The sequence below is a fragment of the Kitasatospora sp. NPDC056531 genome (genome assembly GCF_042794375.1).
In the GTDB taxonomy this organism is placed as follows: domain Bacteria; phylum Actinomycetota; class Actinomycetes; order Streptomycetales; family Streptomycetaceae; genus Kitasatospora.
The window spans coordinates 1-14,279 of the sequence record NZ_JBHTTU010000001.1; the positions used below are offsets into that span (position 1 = coordinate 1).

A 14,279-nucleotide genomic window follows, 5' to 3' on the forward strand; every position below is an offset into this window, starting at 1 on the left:
GAGGCGAGCGGGCGAGTCCCCGCCCCGAGCCGAAGGGGCGCGCCGGTGCCGAAAGGGAGAAGCGACCAGCGAGGCACGAGCGCCGGAGCGCCGACCGTCGGCACCGGGTCCGAGCGCCCCGGAGGCGAGCGGGCGAATCTCAGCCCCGGAGGCGAGCGGGCGGCGAGTAACAGCCGGAGGCCCGGCCCGCCTCCCCGAGGGGGCGGACCGGGCCTCCGGTCAGGCGTCGGAGCCTCAGTGCGAGTGGCCGTGGCCGTGCGAGTGGCCGTGACCGTTCTCGGCCTCCTCCTCCTTCTTCTCCACCACGAGGGTCTCGGTGGTGAGGAGCAGGGAGGCGATCGAGGCGGCGTTCTCCAGCGCGGAGCGGGTGACCTTGACCGGGTCGATGACGCCGGCCTTCACCAGGTCGCCGTACTCGCCGGTGGCGGCGTTGTAGCCCTGGCCGATCTCCAGCTCGGAGACCTTGGAGGTGATGACGTAGCCCTCCAGGCCGGCGTTCTGGGCGATCCAGCGCAGCGGCTCGTGCAGCGCCTTGCGGACCACGGCGACACCGGTGGCCTCGTCGCCCGACAGGCCCAGGCCGTCGTTCAGCACCTTGGCGGCGTGGACCAGGGAGGCGCCACCACCGGCGACGATGCCCTCCTCGACCGCGGCGCGGGTCGCCGAGATGGCGTCCTCCAGGCGGTGCTTGCGCTCCTTCAGCTCCACCTCGGTGGCGGCGCCGACCTTGATGACGCAGACGCCGCCGGCCAGCTTGGCCAGGCGCTCCTGCAGCTTCTCGCGGTCCCAGTCGGAGTCGGTCGCGGCGATCTCGCCCTTGATCTGGGCGACACGGCCGGCCACGGCCTCGGCGTCACCGGCACCGTCGACGATCGTGGTCTCGTCCTTGGTGATGGTCACGCGGCGGGCGGTGCCCAGCACGTCCAGGCCGACCTGGTCGAGCTTGAGGCCGACCTCCTCGGAGATGACCTGGCCACCGGTCAGGACGGCCAGGTCGCCGAGGATCGCCTTGCGGCGGTCGCCGAAGCCCGGGGCCTTCACGGCGACGGCGTTGAAGGTGCCGCGGATCTTGTTCACGACCAGGGTCGACAGCGCCTCGCCGTCGACGTCCTCGGCGATGATCAGCAGCGGCTTGGAGGCACCGCCCTGCAGGATCTTCTCCAGCAGCGGCAGCAGCTCCTGAATGGAGGAGACCTTGCCCTGGTTGATCAGGATGTACGGGTCCTCCAGGACCGCCTCCTGCCGCTCCGCGTCGGTGACGAAGTACGGCGACAGGTAGCCCTTGTCGAACTGCATGCCCTCGGTGAAGTCCAGCTCCACGCCGAAGGTGTTCGACTCCTCGACGGTGATGACACCGTCCTTGCCGACCTTGTCGATCGCCTCGGCGATCAGCTCGCCGACCTGGGTGTCCTGGGCGGAGAGGGACGCGACGGCGGCGACGTCGTCCTTGCCCTCGATCTCGCGGGCCACCGACAGCAGGTGCTCGGAGACGGCGGCGACGGCCTTGTCGATGCCCTTCTTCAGGGCGGCCGGGCCGGCACCGGCGGCGACGTTGCGCAGACCCTCGTTGACCAGGGCCTGGGCCAGCACGGTGGCGGTGGTGGTGCCGTCACCCGCGACGTCGTTGGTCTTGGTGGCGACCTCCTTGACGAGCTGCGCGCCAAGGTTCTCGTACGGGTCGTCCAGCTCGACCTCGCGGGCGATGGTGACACCGTCGTTGGTGATGGTCGGGGCGCCGAACTTCTTGTCGATGACGACGTTGCGGCCCTTGGGGCCGATGGTCACCTTGACGGTGTCGGCCAGCTTGTTGACACCGCGCTCCAGCGAGCGGCGGGCGTCCTCGTCGAACTGCAGGATCTTCGCCATGTTCCCTATTCCCTCGGGGCTGCGGCCGGCCCAGCGGCCGCCGAACTACGTGAACCAACAACCACGCCCCGGGCCCCTGTCACTTGGGACACGGATCCGGGGCGGGTCGAGACGTCTTACTTCTCGATGATCGCGAGAACGTCGCGGGCGGAGAGCACCAGGTACTCCTCGCCCTGGTACTTCACCTCGGTGCCGCCGTACTTCGAGTACAGGACGATGTCACCGACGGCGACGTCGAGCGGCAGACGCTGGCCGTCCTCAAAGCGGCCCGGGCCGACGGCCAGGACGACGCCCTCCTGGGGCTTCTCCTTGGCGGTGTCCGGGATAACCAGGCCGGAGGCCGTGGTGGTCTCGGCGTCGAGCGGCTGGACCACAATGCGGTCCTCAAGCGGCTTGATGGCAACCTTGCTGCTGGTGGTCACGTCCGAGCTCCCCTTCGGAGATTACGGGGTTTTCTAACGGGTAGGGGCGAACCTGCGAGCCTGCCGTCGCGGGGGTCAGACACGCGTCTTCGCGTTAGCACTCCCCCAGTGGGGAGTGCCAAGGATGACCATAGGCCGGTGTTAGCACTCAGTCAACCAGAGTGCCAACGGCGCGCCCTGAAGTCTCGTGTTGCGGATGAGTATCCGTACTCATGTGCGGCACCGGCCCCGCGACCGACACTCAGGCCATGCCTCAGAAGCCCAAGCGCATCGGCCCGGCGCTGTCGGACGATCTGGTTCCGGCCCTGCTGCTCCTGCCCCTGCTCGCGGTTCTTCCGCTCGTCGCCGTCTCGCTCACGATCGCACTCGTCCTGAACGTGCCAGGACACGCCCAGGAGCTGGTCCTGACCGTCGCTCTGCTCGTCGACACCGCGCTCGTCCTCGGGGTGCCCGGCACGGTGGCCTTCCGCACCTGGCGGAAGGGGTACCGGTTCCTCCCGGTCATCGCCGGGCTGGCACCGCTCGTCCTGCCGGCGCTGTTCTGCTCGGGCGCTCTCCGGTGACCGGGCCGACCCGGGGGCGAGACGTGGCCTCCGCGCTGCTCGCGGCGGTGGCGGTGCTGGTCGGGATGGCGGTCGAGACCGCGGTGGTCATCGTCCTCATGTGGGACAGCGCCCCACACGCGGCGACCACCCGCAACATCGTCGAGGCCGTCTGGTTCTCGATCCCGCTCCTGGTGGCCGGGTGGGCGGCCCGGCGCGCCCGGCGGCGCGGGTACCGGATCATGCCGGTCGTCCTCCTGACCACTCCGCTCACCCTCGATCTGGCACTGTGGCTGCTCGATTGACCGGCGAGAATGGCCCCGTGGACACCGAGAACCTCCAGCCCCTGCTGACCCCCGAGGGTCAGGCCCTGCTCGCCGAGTTGCGCGAGTTCACGCCCGAGGAGGAGTTGGCACTCGCCACCCGGCTGCGGCGGGAGCATCCGGCGGAGCTGGTGTCGGCGGCGTTCGGGCAGGCGCGGTTGCGGCAGCGGGCGCGGGCGAAGTTCGGGGCGGACGCGGACCTGATGTACTTCACGCCCAACGGGGTCGAGCAGTCCACCCGGCGCAGTGTGGCCGAGTGGCGGGCGCGCCGGTTCGCCGAATTGGGCGTACGGCGGCTCGCCGACCTGTGCTGCGGCATCGGCGGGGACGTGCTGGCGCTGGCCCGGGCCGGGATCGAGGTGCTGGCCGTCGACAAGGACCCGGCGGCCTGCGCCGCGACCGCGGCCAACGCCGCCGCGCTGGGCCTGTCCGAGCTGGTCGAGGTGCGCTGCGCGGACGTCGCCGAGGTGGACGTCACCGGCTACGACGCGGTGTTCACCGACCCCGCCCGCCGCACCTCGCGCGGCCGGGTGTTCGACCCCGAGGCGTACGCCCCGCCGCTGTCCTGGGCGATCGAGGCCGGGCGGCGGACCCCGATCGGCGCGCTGAAGGTGGCGCCGGGCATCCCGCACGAGGCCGTCCCGGCGGACGCCGAGGCGGAGTGGGTCTCCGACCACGGGGACGTCAAGGAAGCGGTGCTCTGGTTCGGCACCCGGTCCGCCCGCCCGCACCGCGCCACCCTGCTGCCGCAGGGCGCCAGCCTGACCGGCGGCGACCTGCCCGACCCGCCGGCCGGCCCGGTCGGGCGGTACCTGTACGAGCCGGACGGCGCGGTGATCCGGGCGCACCTGGTGGCCGAGGTGGCCGAGCAGGTCGGCGGCCGGCTGATCGACCCGAAGATCGCCTACCTGACCTCGGACCGGCTGGTCGCCACCCCGTACGCGCACGCCTTCGAGCTCACCGACGTGCTGCCGTTCCACATCAAGAAGCTGAAGGCGCTGCTGCGCGAGCGTCAGGTCGGCACGGTGGTGATCAAGAAGCGCGGCATGGCGATCACCCCGGAGGAGCTGCGCCGTCAGCTCAAGCCCTCCGGGCCGAACACCGTCACGGTGATCCTCAGCCGCACCGACCACGGCCCGCTGATGATGCTGGGCCGGCCCGTCCAGGCGCCCTGAGGGACGACCTAGGAGGCGGGCGGCTGGATGTAGTCGTCCAGCCGGGCCACCGAGAAGCCCTGCTCCTGGATCCGGGCCAGCAGCTCGCCGAACATCTGGGTCATCGTGGCGCCCTTGAGCTCCTTGGGGCCGCGGAAGTGCGCCAGGATGATGTCGCCGGGCTTCAGCTTCTTGTCGGTGGCCTGGTACTGCATGTCGTGGATCTGCATCGACTCGCGCCAGAGCACGATCGCGCGCGGGCCGCACTGCTGCACCGAGGTGTTGAGCATCGGGGTGTTGGCGCCGTCGCCGAACGGCGGGCGGAACAGCAGCGGGGCGGTGCCGTACTGCTGGGTGAGCGCGGCCTGGTCGTCGCAGATCTCGGACTTCTGCTTGTCGGCCGAGAGCTTGCTCATCACCGGGTGGGTGACGGTGTGGTTCTGGATGTGGTTGCCGAGCGCCTGGAGCGGTTTGAAGTAGCCGTAGTCGTTCTTGACGATGTCCTTGGTCAGGAACATCGTGATCGGCACCTTGAGGTCGGTCAGCATCTCGACGAACTTCGGGTCCTTCTCGGCGCCGTCGTCGATGGTGATGAAGACGACCTTGTCGCTCGTCTTCACGTCGCTGAACACCGGTACGGTGCCGGCGCGTTCGAGCTTGATCGGCTTGTCCGCGGGCGGCGCGGGGGCCGGGGCGAGCGGCTTGAGGTTCCACTTCGCCCAGGCCGCGGCGTCGCCCTCGGCCGGGGCCGCGCCGGGGGTGGTGGCTCCGGCCGTCGGTGCGGCGCCGCCGGACGACTGGGGCGCGGCCGAGGCGTTCTTCGCCGCGGCCGGGGTGGCGCCGCCGCCACCGTTGTCGCCGCACGCGGTGGCGAAGGCCAGCAGGGCCAGCACCCCTGCTGCGTACGTCCTGGTCCTGCTTCGCCCGTCCCTGTTCACCGCACCGCGCTCCCGGTCCCGTCCAGCCTTCTCTCAGCTATGCACGGTAGCGGCCGGGGCGGCGGTTCCCGACCAGCGTCTACTCGACGTGGTCGCTGGTGAAGGACCAGCGGTGCACCGGGCGGCCGAGCAGCTCGGCCGGCGGGTCGGCGACCGGGGCGGGCTCGCCGCTCCACCAGGTGATCAGCAGCACCCGCTCGCCCGGGGCGGAGAGCAGTTCGAGACGCTCCAGCCCGGCCGCGCCACGGACCGCAGGCAGCGCGAACTCCCGCACCCAGGTGGCGAGTTCAGCTCCACGGTCGTCCGCCGCCCGGGCCTCCCACATCGCGGCGACGGTCACGCGGCGCCCCCGCCGAGGGCGTCGTAGGCCTGGCCGTGGAAGTCCCCGTGCCCGCTGTCCGCAGTCGGGACGTGGACGTCGGTCACCGGCAGCGAGGAGTCGGCGGACAGGTCGAGGGCGGAGGGCGTGCGGCCCCGCCACACCATCTCGGAGCCCAGCGCCGCCACCATCGCGCCGTTGTCGGTGCACAGGCCCGGCCGGGGCACCCGCAGCCGGATCCCGGCCCGGTCGCAGCGCTGCTGGGCCATCTCACGCAGCCGGGAGTTGGCCGCGACGCCGCCGCCGATCATCAGGTGGTCGACGCCGTTGTCCTTGCACGCCTTGACGGCCTTGCGGGTGAGCACGTCGGTGACCGCCTCCTGGAAGGAGGCCGCGACGTCGGCGATCGGCACCTCCTCGCCGGCCCGGCGCTTGGCCTCCACCCAGCGGGCGACGGCGGTCTTCAGGCCGGAGAAGGAGAAGTCGTACTCGGGGTCGTTCCTGCCGCTCAGGCCGCGCGGGAAGTTGATCGCCTTGCGGTCGCCCTCGCGGGCCGTCCGGTCGACGATCGGTCCGCCCGGGAAGCCCAGGCCGAGCACCCGGGCGACCTTGTCGAAGGCCTCGCCGGCCGCGTCGTCGATGGTCGCGCCGAGCGGGCGGACGTCCGTGGTGATGTCCTCGCTGAGCAGCAGCGAGGAGTGCCCGCCGGAGACCAGCAGGGCCATCGTCGGCGAGGGCAGCCGGCCGTGCTCCAGCTGGTCGACGCAGATGTGCGAGGCGAGGTGGTTGACCCCGTACAGCGGCTTGTCCAGCGCCCAGGCGTACGCCTTGGCGGCGCTGACGCCGACCAGCAGCGCGCCGGCCAGGCCGGGGCCGGCGGTGACGGCGATGCCGTCCAGGTCGCTCGCCTTGATCCCGGCGGTGTCCAGGGCACGCTGGATGGTCGGGACCATCGCCTCCAGGTGGGCGCGGCTGGCGATCTCCGGGACGACGCCACCGAAGCGGGCGTGGTCGTTGACGCTGGAGGCGACCGCGTCGGCCAGCAGCGTGGTGCCGCGCACGATGCCGACGCCGGTCTCGTCGCAGGAGGTCTCGATGCCGAGGACGAGCGGTTCGTCAGCCATGGCGGGTGTCCTCAATGTCCTTCGGGTCAGTGCTGTCAGTGCTCGGGAGGTCGAGGCGCATCACCAGCGCGTCGACGTTGGCGGGCTGGTAGTAGCCGCGCCGGATGCCCACCGGCTCGAAGCCGTAGCGCTCGTACAGCCGCTGGGCGCGCGGGTTGTCCACCCGTACCTCCAGCAGCAGTTCGGCGCAGCCGCGCCGGGCGGCCTCGCCGATCAGGTCGGTGAGCAGCGCCGCGCCGAGGCCGGCGCCCTGGTGGCGCTCGTCGACGGCGATGGTCTGGACGTCGCCCTCGCCGGCGACTGCCATCAGCCCGGCGTAACCGACGATGGCGCCGTCCCCGGTGGTGGCGACGGTGTAGTGGCGGGTGCCGCCGGGGTGGGCCTCGGCGAGTTCGGACCAGTACATCCCGTGGGACCAGGCGTCCTCGGGGAAGAGCTTGAGCTCCAGCTCCATCACCGGCTCGATGTCCCACCAGCGCATCGGGCGCAGGGTGGTGCCGTGGTTCACGCCGGGAGCACCGCCTTGTAGCCGGCGGGGACCTGGGCGTCCGGGCGGCGCAGGTACAGCGGGAGGTTCGGCAGCAGCTCGCGGCCGGCGGCCAGCTCAGCCGCGGCGAAGCCGGCCAGGGAGCCGGCCGAGACGTGCTCGGGGCCGTGGGCGCCCGGGAAGGCGTCGGGGTAGAGCAGCGCGCCGGCGCCCACCGAGCGGGCCTCGGGGGTCAGCTCGGCCGGGCGGTCCACGCCGGGGCCCTCGGTGCGGCGGCCCTCGGCGTCGTAGGAGGCCCAGTAGACCTCCTTGCGGCGCGCGTCGGTGGCCACCGTGAACGGCTGCCCGGCCAGGCCCTCGGCGCGGGCCTGGAAGGCGATCGCGTCCAGGGTGCAGACGCCGTGCACCGGCAGCCCGAGGGCGTGGCCGAGCGCGGCGGCGGTCACCAGGCCGACCCGCAGGCCGGTGTACGGGCCGGGGCCGACGCCGACCGCGATGCCGGTGAGCCGGTGCTTGTCCACCCCGGCCGCCCGCAGGACCTGGTCGATCGCGGGCAGCAGCAGTTCGCCGTGCCGTCGGGCGTCGACCTGGTGGGTCTCGGCGAGGACGGCCGTGCCGTCGTGGACGGCGGCGGTGACGGCGGGGGTAGCGGTGTCGAACGCGAGCAGCAGCACGGGGTCAAGGTTAGACCGACGTTGGGCCGACCGATTGATCGAGCTGGTGTCCCCATTCGGAACACACGTACTGGGCGCTGCCGGCCGGCCGAGGGGACCTGGCACGATAAGGGCGGTACGTACAGAGGACGGCGGCGGGAGCGGCACGTGGCGAAGATGGGTCCTGGAGTGGTGGTCACGGGGTTGACCCTGGGGGCCCTGGCGGTGGTGAGCCTGCTGGCCTTCCAGGCCAACGGCGCGCAGGACCGCGCGGGCGGAGCCCGTCCCACCACCACCGCCGCGCCGTCCACCGGCCCGGTCGCCTCGGCGACGCCGAGCGCCTCGGCCACCCCGACCCCCCCGCCGCTGCCGACCAGCTCGGGCAGCGGCACGCGGGTGGTCTACTCGGTGAGCAGCCACTACGTCTGGCTGGTCGACCCGAAGAAGAACCCGCAGGTCGCGGCCACCTTCCAGGTCGCCCCGGGCACGGTCGAGCCGACCCCGGGCAGCTACTCGGTGTCCAGCCGCACCCCGGTCGGCACCGGCACGGACGGCCGACAGATCGAGCACGTGGTGCGCTTCGCGCAGCAGAACGGCGTGGTGTTCGGCTTCAGCTCGGCGATGGACGGCACGACGCCGACCGCCGACCCGAAGACCAAGACCGGCGGCATCCGCAGCAGCCGCGCCGAAGGGCAGCTGCTCTGGGACTTCGCGCCCAACGGCACCAAGGTGGTCGTGGTCGCCTGAGACAGGCCCTAGGCGGCCCGGGGTGTCTCCGCCTCGGGCTCCTCGGCCTGCTCCGGCCGCGGTTCGGGCGGGGTGGACACCGCCTCGGCGGCCGCACAGGCGGCCAGCAGCGCCCGCATCGGCGCTCCCGGAGCGCGGCGGGCGGACTCTCCGGCCCCGGTGTCGCGCGCGGCGCGCTCCGGGGCGGGGGTGGTGCTCGACATGGCGCCTCCCTAGTTAGGCAGACCTAACCGCAGCACCCATCCCACCACGCCCGGCACCCCGCCCGCAACACCATGCCGACAGGCTGTCGGTAAAACGGGGAACGCCTATCCGAGCTTCGCCAGCTCCACACCCGACCAGCGGGCTCCGATGCCGGTCAGCACCACCCGGCGCGGGTCGTGGTCCTCCCCGGCGGTGTCGCCGATCGCCCGCTCGATCCGGACCTCCAACCGGTCCTCGGACAGCCGCTCGACCTTGCCCTCGCCCCACTCGACCACGACCACCGACTCCGGCAGCGAGACGTCCAGGTCGAGGTCCTCCATCTCGTCCAGGTTCCCGCCCAACCGGTACGCGTCCACGTGCACCAGGGCCGGGCCGCCGACCAGCGAGGGGTGCACCCGGGCGATCACGAAGGTCGGCGAGGTCACCGCCCCGCGGACCTGCAGCCCCTCCCCCAGGCCCCGGGTCAGCGTGGTCTTCCCCGCCCCCAGTTCACCGGAGAGCAGCACCAGGTCACCCGGCCGCAGCAGCGCGGCCAGCTCCCGGCCGAGCCGGCCCATCCGCTCCGGAGTGGGGATGGTGAGAGTGGCGTGCGAGCCCATGCGCGTGTCTTGCCCTTCGGTCCGTAGCGGCGCGCCGACCACCGGCCGCCACCGCTACCGTGCCACACCGCCGCACCCCGCCGCGGCGGGCGGGGGGGTCGGGCGGGAGTCAGGCGGGGTCGACGACCGGGTTCGGCTCCGGCTCCCGGGGCCGCTCGCTGGCGAGCTCCAGGACGGCCGCCGGCAGCGGCGCGGCGCCGGCGAAGTCGGCGGCCCGGCGCAGCAGCCGCGCCAGCTCGTGGTCGACCAGCTCGGGGCACTCCAGCAGCACCAGGTGCCCGGCGCCCTCGACCAGCACCAGCTCGGCACCGGGCAGCCGCTCGGCCATCTCCTCACTGTGCGACGCGGGCGTCAGCAGGTCCTTCGTCCCGGCCAGCACCAGGGCGGGCAGACCGCGCAGCGCGTCCAGCGCCGCGTACTTCTCGTGCGCGTCGAACGCCGGGTAGAACTCGGCGACCACGTCGATCGGGGTCGCGTCCAGCAGCTGCTCGGCGAAGCGCACCACACCGGGGTCGACGTCCCGGCCGCCGAAGGAGAACTTCCGGTAGAAGACGGCGGCCACGTCCGAGCCGACCCGCCTGGTGGCCTCCACCAGGTCCACCTGACGGCCCAGCAGCCGCATCACCCCGGGCGCGACCTTCTTGAACAGCTTCGCCCCGGCCTTCGGCAGCCCGAGGCTCACCTCGTCCCAGTCCCCTGCCAGGGTGCCGACCAGCGCGACCCCGGCGACGCGCTCCCGGAACAGCTCCGGGTGCTGCTCGGCCAGCGCCATCACCGTCATGCCGCCCATCGAATGGCCCACCAGCACCAGCGGCCCGGTCGGCGCGACGGCGTCCAGCACCGCCTTGAGGTCGCCGCCCAGCTGATCGATGCTCGCCGGATCACCGGCCAGGTACGAGCGGGAGCGCTCGGAGCGGCCGTGGCTGCGCTGGTCCCAGAAGACCAGCCGCATGCCCTCGCGCAACGCGGCGCGCTGGAAGTGCCAGCTGTCCTGGTTGAGGCAGTAGCCGTGGCAGAACACCACAGTCAGCGGCTCGGGGCGGGGGCCGTCCAGCTCGGGGCGGGGGCCGTCCAACTCCACGTACAGATCCGTGCCGTCCGGCGCGGCCACCGTCAGCGGGCGCCCGCGCAGCGAGCCGTACGAGGCGGTGGCGTCCAGCTCGGCCCGGGCCCGGCGGCGCATCGCCCGGCCGACCGTCAGCCGCTCGATCGCGACGCCCGCGGCCGCGCCGGCCGCCAGCACGCCGACGGAGATCCCGATCACACCGGCCCGGCTCACGCCGGACGCCGCGCCGGCCGCCTTGGCCACCGCCGCGACCGGATTGCTCTCGGCCGGGGTGCCGGTCATGCCGGCAGGCCCTCGCGGTGGCTGCCGCCCAGGTAGCGGCGGGGTACCCGGGCGCCGATCCGGGTGATGACCTCGTACGAGATGGAGCCGCAGGCGCGGGCCCAGTCCTCGGCGGTCGGCTCACCGCGCTCGCCGTTGCCGAACAGCAGCACCTCGTCGCCGATCTCGGGGGTGTCGCCGCCCAGGTCCACCACGAACTGGTCCATCGCGACCCGGCCGGCCACCGTGCGCCACTTGCCGCCGATCTGCACCGGGCCGGTGCCGCTGGCGTGGCGCGGGACGCCGTCGCCGTAGCCGACCGGGACGAGCCCCAGGGTGGTCGGGCCGGGCGTCACGTAGTGGTGGCCGTAGCTGACCCCGTGCCCGCCGGGGACGTGCTTGACCAGCGCCAGCCGGGCGGTCAGCGCCATGACCGGGCGCAGCCCGAAGTCCGCCGGGGAGCCGACCTCGGGCACCGGCGACAGTCCGTACGCGGCCAGACCGGTGCGGACCAGGTCGAGGTGCGTCTCGGGCAGCAGCAGGGTGGCCGGGGAGTTCGCCAGGTGCCGGACCTCCGGGCGCAGCCCGGCGGCCTCGGCGTGCGCCAGCGCGGCGCGGTAGGAGTCCAGCTGGGCCTGGATCGACGGGTGGCCGGGCTCGTCGGCGGCGGCGAAGTGCGACCAGATGCCGACGACCTTCAGCAGCCCCTCGGCCTCGGCGCGCCGGGCGTTCGCCACCAGCTGCGGCCAGTCGTGCGGCTGGCAGCCGTTGCGGCCCAGGCCGGTGTCGGCCTTCAGGTGGACCCGCGCCGGGATGCCGGTCTCCCGGACGGCCGACAGCAGCTCCTCCAGCGCCCACTGGCCGCTGACCGAGATGTCCAGGTCCGCGCGCAGCGCCTCGCGCCACGGCCCGCCGGGCGTCCACAGCCAGCACAGGATGCGGGCCCGCTCCGGGCGGATGCCCGCGGCCCGCAGCGCCAGCGCCTCCTCGGGCGTCGCGCAGCCGAGCCAGCCGACCCCGTTCGCGACCGCCTCCCGGGCGCACTCGACCGCGCCGTGGCCGTAGGCGTCGGCCTTGACCGCGAGCATCACGGCGGAGTCGCCGACGCGCTCGCGCAGCGCGGCGAGGTTGCCGCGCAGGGCGGCGAGATCGATGGTCGCCTCAGCCCGTACGCCGTCGGTGAGGGTGGCTGTGCCGATCGTGTTCGCAGTTGTCATCAGGGTCAGTCTCCCAGACGTCCCGGAGTCCTCGCCGAACGGCCCATCGGCGCGGCGGTCGGCACCGGGGCGCCGGGCACCCCGCCGACCTGCGGCGGACGACTGGTCCGCGGTGTCTGGGACGCCCCGGACGGACGGTTCGGTTCCGTTCGACTATCCCTGACACACCGCCCGCCAGACCGCCGGGAGCGCCCCGGCGACGCCCGTCGCCGTCACCGGCGCGCCCGGGGCGCCCGCCGCCTCGCGGCCCGCCAGGCCGTGCAGGTAGGCGGCCGCCGAGGCGGCGTCCAGCGGCGACAGGCCCGAGGCCAGCAGCGAGCCGGCCAGACCGGCCAGCACGTCCCCGCTGCCCGCGGTGGCGAGCCAGGCGGTGCCGGTCGGGTTCACCCGGACGGCCCCACCCGGGTCGGCCACCACCGTGGTGGAGCCCTTCAGCAGCACGGTGGCCCGGTAGGCGGCCGCCAGCCGCCGGGCGGCGGCCAGCCGGGTGGCGGCCAGCTCCTCGGCGGCGGGCGGCGCGGTGCCCTCGGCGCCCGCGAGCAGCCGGGCGGCCTCGCCGGTGTGCGGGGTGAGCAGGGTCGGCGCGGTGCGGCCGGCCAGCGCCCGCGGGCCGAGCCGGCCCAGCTCGGTCAGCCCGTCCGCGTCCACCAGCACCGGGACGTCAGCCGCCAACGCCTCGGCCAGCGCCTGCCGCGCCCCCTCGCCGCCGCCCGGCCCGACCACCCAGGCCTGCACCCGGCCGGCCCCGGCCGGCCCGCCCTCGGTGACCAGCGTCTCCGGGAAGCGCCGCACCACCTCCTCGGCCGCCGTACCGACGTACCGGACGGCGCCCGCGCCACCCCGCAGCGCCCCGGCGACCGCCAGCAGCGCCGCCCCCGGGTACGTCGCCGAACCGGCCGCCACCCCGACCACGCCGCGCCGGTACTTGTCGCTCTCCGCGCCCGGCAACGGCAGCAGCGCCGCCACGTCCGCGTGCTGCAGGACCGTCACCTCCGGCTCCGGCAGCTCCAGCCCGATGTCCACCAGCTGCACCGCGCCCGCGTACGAGGCCCCCGGGTCGATCAGCAGCCCCGGCTTGTACGTGCCGAAGCAGACCGTGACGTCCGCGCGCAGCGCCGCCCCCGGCACCTCGCCGGTGTCCGCCTCGACCCCGCTGGGCAGGTCCACCGCCACCACCGTGCCGCGCCGCTCGGCCCGCGCGTACGGCTCCGCCTCGGGGCGCAGCCCGCCCCGGCCGCCGATGCCGACGATCCCGTCCAGTACCAGGTCCGCGCGTGAGAAGTCGGCCAGGCCGACTTCCCGCTCCGCCGTCACCCGTCCGCCCGCGGCCCGCAGCGCGGCCAGCCCGCCCTGATGCGCCTTCTGCGGCGCGAGCAGCACCGCCGTCACCCGCGCCCCGCGCCGGGCCAGCGCCGCCCCGGCGTACAGGGCGTCACCCCCGTTGTCCCCACTGCCCGCCAGCACCGTCACCCGACTGCCGTACACCCGCCCCCGACGCCGCGTCAGCAGTCGGGCGCAGGTCGCCGCCAGCCCGGCGGCCGCCCGCTGCATCAGGGTGCCCTCCGGCAACCGGGCCATCAGCGCGGCCTCGGCGGCCCGGACGGTTTCCACAGGGTGTGCATGACGCATGGCGGGGCTCCTTCGGCGGTCGACTACCGCCGACGCTAGCCCGCGTCACCGCCCCACGGGAGCCGGGCCTGCGGCACACTTTCGAGTGACAACCACTTCGATCCCCCACCGGCTTGAGTCCGTGCACCTACCTTGTGGCTCGACACGAACCAGCAGGAGGGAGAAGGGCCATGGTCGCCATGCCGGCAGTCGAGCACCCGCTGGACCAGGACAGCGTCCTCCAGGCGTTTCTGGAGCTGGACACGCCGCCCGGTTTCAAGGCCGAGCTCATCGAAGGGGAGATCGTCGTGACGCCACCGCCGGACGGCGACCATGAGGACGCCATTGCCCGGTTCGCCCGCGCGGTTGCGCGTGAGGCGGCCGAGGAGCTGTACGTCAGCGGCGGGAAGGGGTTGATCACCCCCAAGGGCCGTTTCATTCCAGACGCCACGGTCGCTCCCGTCGGCCATTTCCGCGCTCAGGATTCGTGGTCATCCGCAGTGGGAGTCGAACTGGTCCTTGAAGTGACATCGATCAACCCGCACAAGGACCGCGAGTCCAAGCGCCTGGGCTACGCCGCTGCGGGAATCCCCTGTTACCTGCTCATCGACCGCAGCGAAGGCACGGTGACGCTGTTCACGGATCCGAAGGACGGCGACTACACCACCCTTCACGAGACCGAATTCGGTAGGCGCATCAAACTCCCCGCGCCGTTCTCCTTCACGCTCGACACGGCGCCCCTGCGGTAG

17 protein-coding genes are annotated in these 14,279 nt (G+C 73.5%); 5 read left to right on the top strand and 12 right to left on the bottom strand.

Annotated elements, in window-relative coordinates; translation table 11 throughout:
- Nucleotides 1-234: 234 nt before the first annotated feature.
- Nucleotides 235-1,866 (bottom strand): chaperonin GroEL, encoded by a 1,632-nt coding sequence (gene groL / locus ACFQ87_RS00005; protein ID WP_380608229.1) that lies wholly within the window; start codon nucleotides 1,864-1,866, stop codon nucleotides 235-237.
- A gap of 116 nt (nucleotides 1,867-1,982) precedes the next feature.
- Complete coding sequence (groES, locus tag ACFQ87_RS00010; RefSeq protein WP_014136232.1) at nucleotides 1,983-2,288, bottom strand: co-chaperone GroES; 306 nt, start codon at nucleotides 2,286-2,288, stop codon at nucleotides 1,983-1,985.
- A gap of 248 nt (nucleotides 2,289-2,536) precedes the next feature.
- Between groES and ACFQ87_RS00015 the strand changes: the two genes are divergently transcribed.
- Genes ACFQ87_RS00015 through ACFQ87_RS00025 form a run of 3 tightly spaced genes read left to right on the top strand, consistent with a single transcriptional unit; the run spans nucleotide 2,537 to nucleotide 4,328 of the window.
- Nucleotides 2,537-2,851 carry a hypothetical protein gene (locus ACFQ87_RS00015; RefSeq protein ID WP_380608230.1) on the top strand — a complete coding sequence of 105 codons (315 nt, stop codon included), beginning with the start codon at nucleotides 2,537-2,539 and terminating at the stop codon, nucleotides 2,849-2,851.
- Nucleotides 2,852-2,874: 23 nt separating this feature from the next.
- Nucleotides 2,875-3,135 (top strand): hypothetical protein, encoded by a 261-nt coding sequence (locus ACFQ87_RS00020; RefSeq protein ID WP_380608231.1) that lies wholly within the window; start codon nucleotides 2,875-2,877, stop codon nucleotides 3,133-3,135.
- A 17-nt stretch (nucleotides 3,136-3,152) separates the two neighbouring features.
- Complete coding sequence (locus ACFQ87_RS00025) at nucleotides 3,153-4,328, top strand: SAM-dependent methyltransferase (RefSeq protein WP_380608232.1); 1,176 nt, start codon at nucleotides 3,153-3,155, stop codon at nucleotides 4,326-4,328.
- Between the two features lie 8 nt (nucleotides 4,329-4,336).
- Here the strand turns inward: ACFQ87_RS00025 and ACFQ87_RS00030 are convergent, their stop codons facing one another.
- The 5 genes from ACFQ87_RS00030 to tsaB all read right to left on the bottom strand — a co-directional run bounded on the left by ACFQ87_RS00030 (nucleotide 4,337) and on the right by tsaB (nucleotide 7,849).
- Entirely contained in the window at nucleotides 4,337-5,245 is a 909-nt protein-coding gene (locus ACFQ87_RS00030; protein WP_380608233.1) for a polysaccharide deacetylase family protein, read from the bottom strand.
- Nucleotides 5,246-5,324: 79 nt separating this feature from the next.
- A complete protein-coding gene (locus ACFQ87_RS00035; RefSeq protein WP_380608234.1) occupies nucleotides 5,325-5,585 on the bottom strand; it encodes a hypothetical protein in 261 nt (86 codons plus the stop codon).
- A complete protein-coding gene (gene tsaD / locus ACFQ87_RS00040; protein WP_380608236.1) occupies nucleotides 5,582-6,688 on the bottom strand; it encodes a tRNA (adenosine(37)-N6)-threonylcarbamoyltransferase complex transferase subunit TsaD in 1,107 nt (368 codons plus the stop codon). The genes ACFQ87_RS00035 and tsaD overlap by 4 nt, the downstream gene beginning before the upstream one ends.
- Nucleotides 6,681-7,169, bottom strand: coding sequence for a ribosomal protein S18-alanine N-acetyltransferase (gene rimI, locus ACFQ87_RS00045; protein WP_380608715.1), 489 nt, complete (start codon nucleotides 7,167-7,169; stop codon nucleotides 6,681-6,683). The genes tsaD and rimI overlap by 8 nt, the downstream gene beginning before the upstream one ends.
- A 23-nt stretch (nucleotides 7,170-7,192) precedes the next feature.
- Entirely contained in the window at nucleotides 7,193-7,849 is a 657-nt protein-coding gene (gene tsaB, locus ACFQ87_RS00050) for a tRNA (adenosine(37)-N6)-threonylcarbamoyltransferase complex dimerization subunit type 1 TsaB (RefSeq protein WP_380608237.1), read from the bottom strand.
- 156 nt (nucleotides 7,850-8,005) lie between these two features.
- Here tsaB and ACFQ87_RS00055 point away from each other — a divergent pair, with 156 nt between their 5' ends.
- A complete protein-coding gene (locus ACFQ87_RS00055) occupies nucleotides 8,006-8,575 on the top strand; it encodes a hypothetical protein (RefSeq protein WP_380608716.1) in 570 nt (189 codons plus the stop codon).
- An 8-nt stretch (nucleotides 8,576-8,583) separates the two neighbouring features.
- On the opposite strand, the gene ACFQ87_RS00060 is transcribed toward ACFQ87_RS00055, so the two are convergent.
- The 5 genes from ACFQ87_RS00060 to ACFQ87_RS00080 all read right to left on the bottom strand — a co-directional run bounded on the left by ACFQ87_RS00060 (nucleotide 8,584) and on the right by ACFQ87_RS00080 (nucleotide 13,551).
- The gene (locus tag ACFQ87_RS00060) at nucleotides 8,584-8,778 is read right to left on the bottom strand and encodes a hypothetical protein (protein ID WP_380608238.1); all 195 of its coding nucleotides are present in this window, start codon (nucleotides 8,776-8,778) and stop codon (nucleotides 8,584-8,586) included.
- A gap of 105 nt (nucleotides 8,779-8,883) precedes the next feature.
- Entirely contained in the window at nucleotides 8,884-9,378 is a 495-nt protein-coding gene (tsaE, locus tag ACFQ87_RS00065; protein ID WP_380608239.1) for a tRNA (adenosine(37)-N6)-threonylcarbamoyltransferase complex ATPase subunit type 1 TsaE, read from the bottom strand.
- A 109-nt stretch (nucleotides 9,379-9,487) separates the two neighbouring features.
- Complete coding sequence (locus ACFQ87_RS00070) at nucleotides 9,488-10,726, bottom strand: alpha/beta fold hydrolase (protein WP_380608240.1); 1,239 nt, start codon at nucleotides 10,724-10,726, stop codon at nucleotides 9,488-9,490.
- Entirely contained in the window at nucleotides 10,723-11,922 is a 1,200-nt protein-coding gene (alr, locus tag ACFQ87_RS00075) for an alanine racemase (RefSeq protein ID WP_380608242.1), read from the bottom strand. Before alr ends, ACFQ87_RS00070 begins: the two co-directional genes overlap by 4 nt.
- A gap of 153 nt (nucleotides 11,923-12,075) precedes the next feature.
- Nucleotides 12,076-13,551, bottom strand: a complete 1,476-nt coding sequence (locus ACFQ87_RS00080) for an NAD(P)H-hydrate dehydratase (RefSeq protein ID WP_380608243.1) — start codon at nucleotides 13,549-13,551, stop codon at nucleotides 12,076-12,078.
- 170 nt (nucleotides 13,552-13,721) lie between these two features.
- Here ACFQ87_RS00080 and ACFQ87_RS00085 point away from each other — a divergent pair, with 170 nt between their 5' ends.
- Entirely contained in the window at nucleotides 13,722-14,279 is a 558-nt protein-coding gene (locus tag ACFQ87_RS00085) for a Uma2 family endonuclease (RefSeq protein WP_333493489.1), read from the top strand.

Coding starts and splice junctions, on each gene's coding strand:
- groL (WP_380608229.1), bottom strand. CDS start 1,866: ATGGCGAAGATCCTGCAGTTCGACGAGGACGCCCGCCGCTCGCTGGAG.
- ACFQ87_RS00015 (WP_380608230.1), top strand. CDS start 2,537: ATGCCTCAGAAGCCCAAGCGCATCGGCCCGGCGCTGTCGGACGATCTG.
- tsaD (WP_380608236.1), bottom strand. CDS start 6,688: ATGGCTGACGAACCGCTCGTCCTCGGCATCGAGACCTCCTGCGACGAG.
- rimI (WP_380608715.1), bottom strand. CDS start 7,169: ATGCGCTGGTGGGACATCGAGCCGGTGATGGAGCTGGAGCTCAAGCTC.
- ACFQ87_RS00055 (WP_380608716.1), top strand. CDS start 8,006: ATGGGTCCTGGAGTGGTGGTCACGGGGTTGACCCTGGGGGCCCTGGCG.
- ACFQ87_RS00060 (WP_380608238.1), bottom strand. CDS start 8,778: ATGTCGAGCACCACCCCCGCCCCGGAGCGCGCCGCGCGCGACACCGGG.
- tsaE (WP_380608239.1), bottom strand. CDS start 9,378: ATGGGCTCGCACGCCACTCTCACCATCCCCACTCCGGAGCGGATGGGC.
- ACFQ87_RS00070 (WP_380608240.1), bottom strand. CDS start 10,726: ATGACCGGCACCCCGGCCGAGAGCAATCCGGTCGCGGCGGTGGCCAAG.
- alr (WP_380608242.1), bottom strand. CDS start 11,922: ATGACAACTGCGAACACGATCGGCACAGCCACCCTCACCGACGGCGTA.
- ACFQ87_RS00080 (WP_380608243.1), bottom strand. CDS start 13,551: ATGCGTCATGCACACCCTGTGGAAACCGTCCGGGCCGCCGAGGCCGCG.
- ACFQ87_RS00085 (WP_333493489.1), top strand. CDS start 13,722: ATGGTCGCCATGCCGGCAGTCGAGCACCCGCTGGACCAGGACAGCGTC.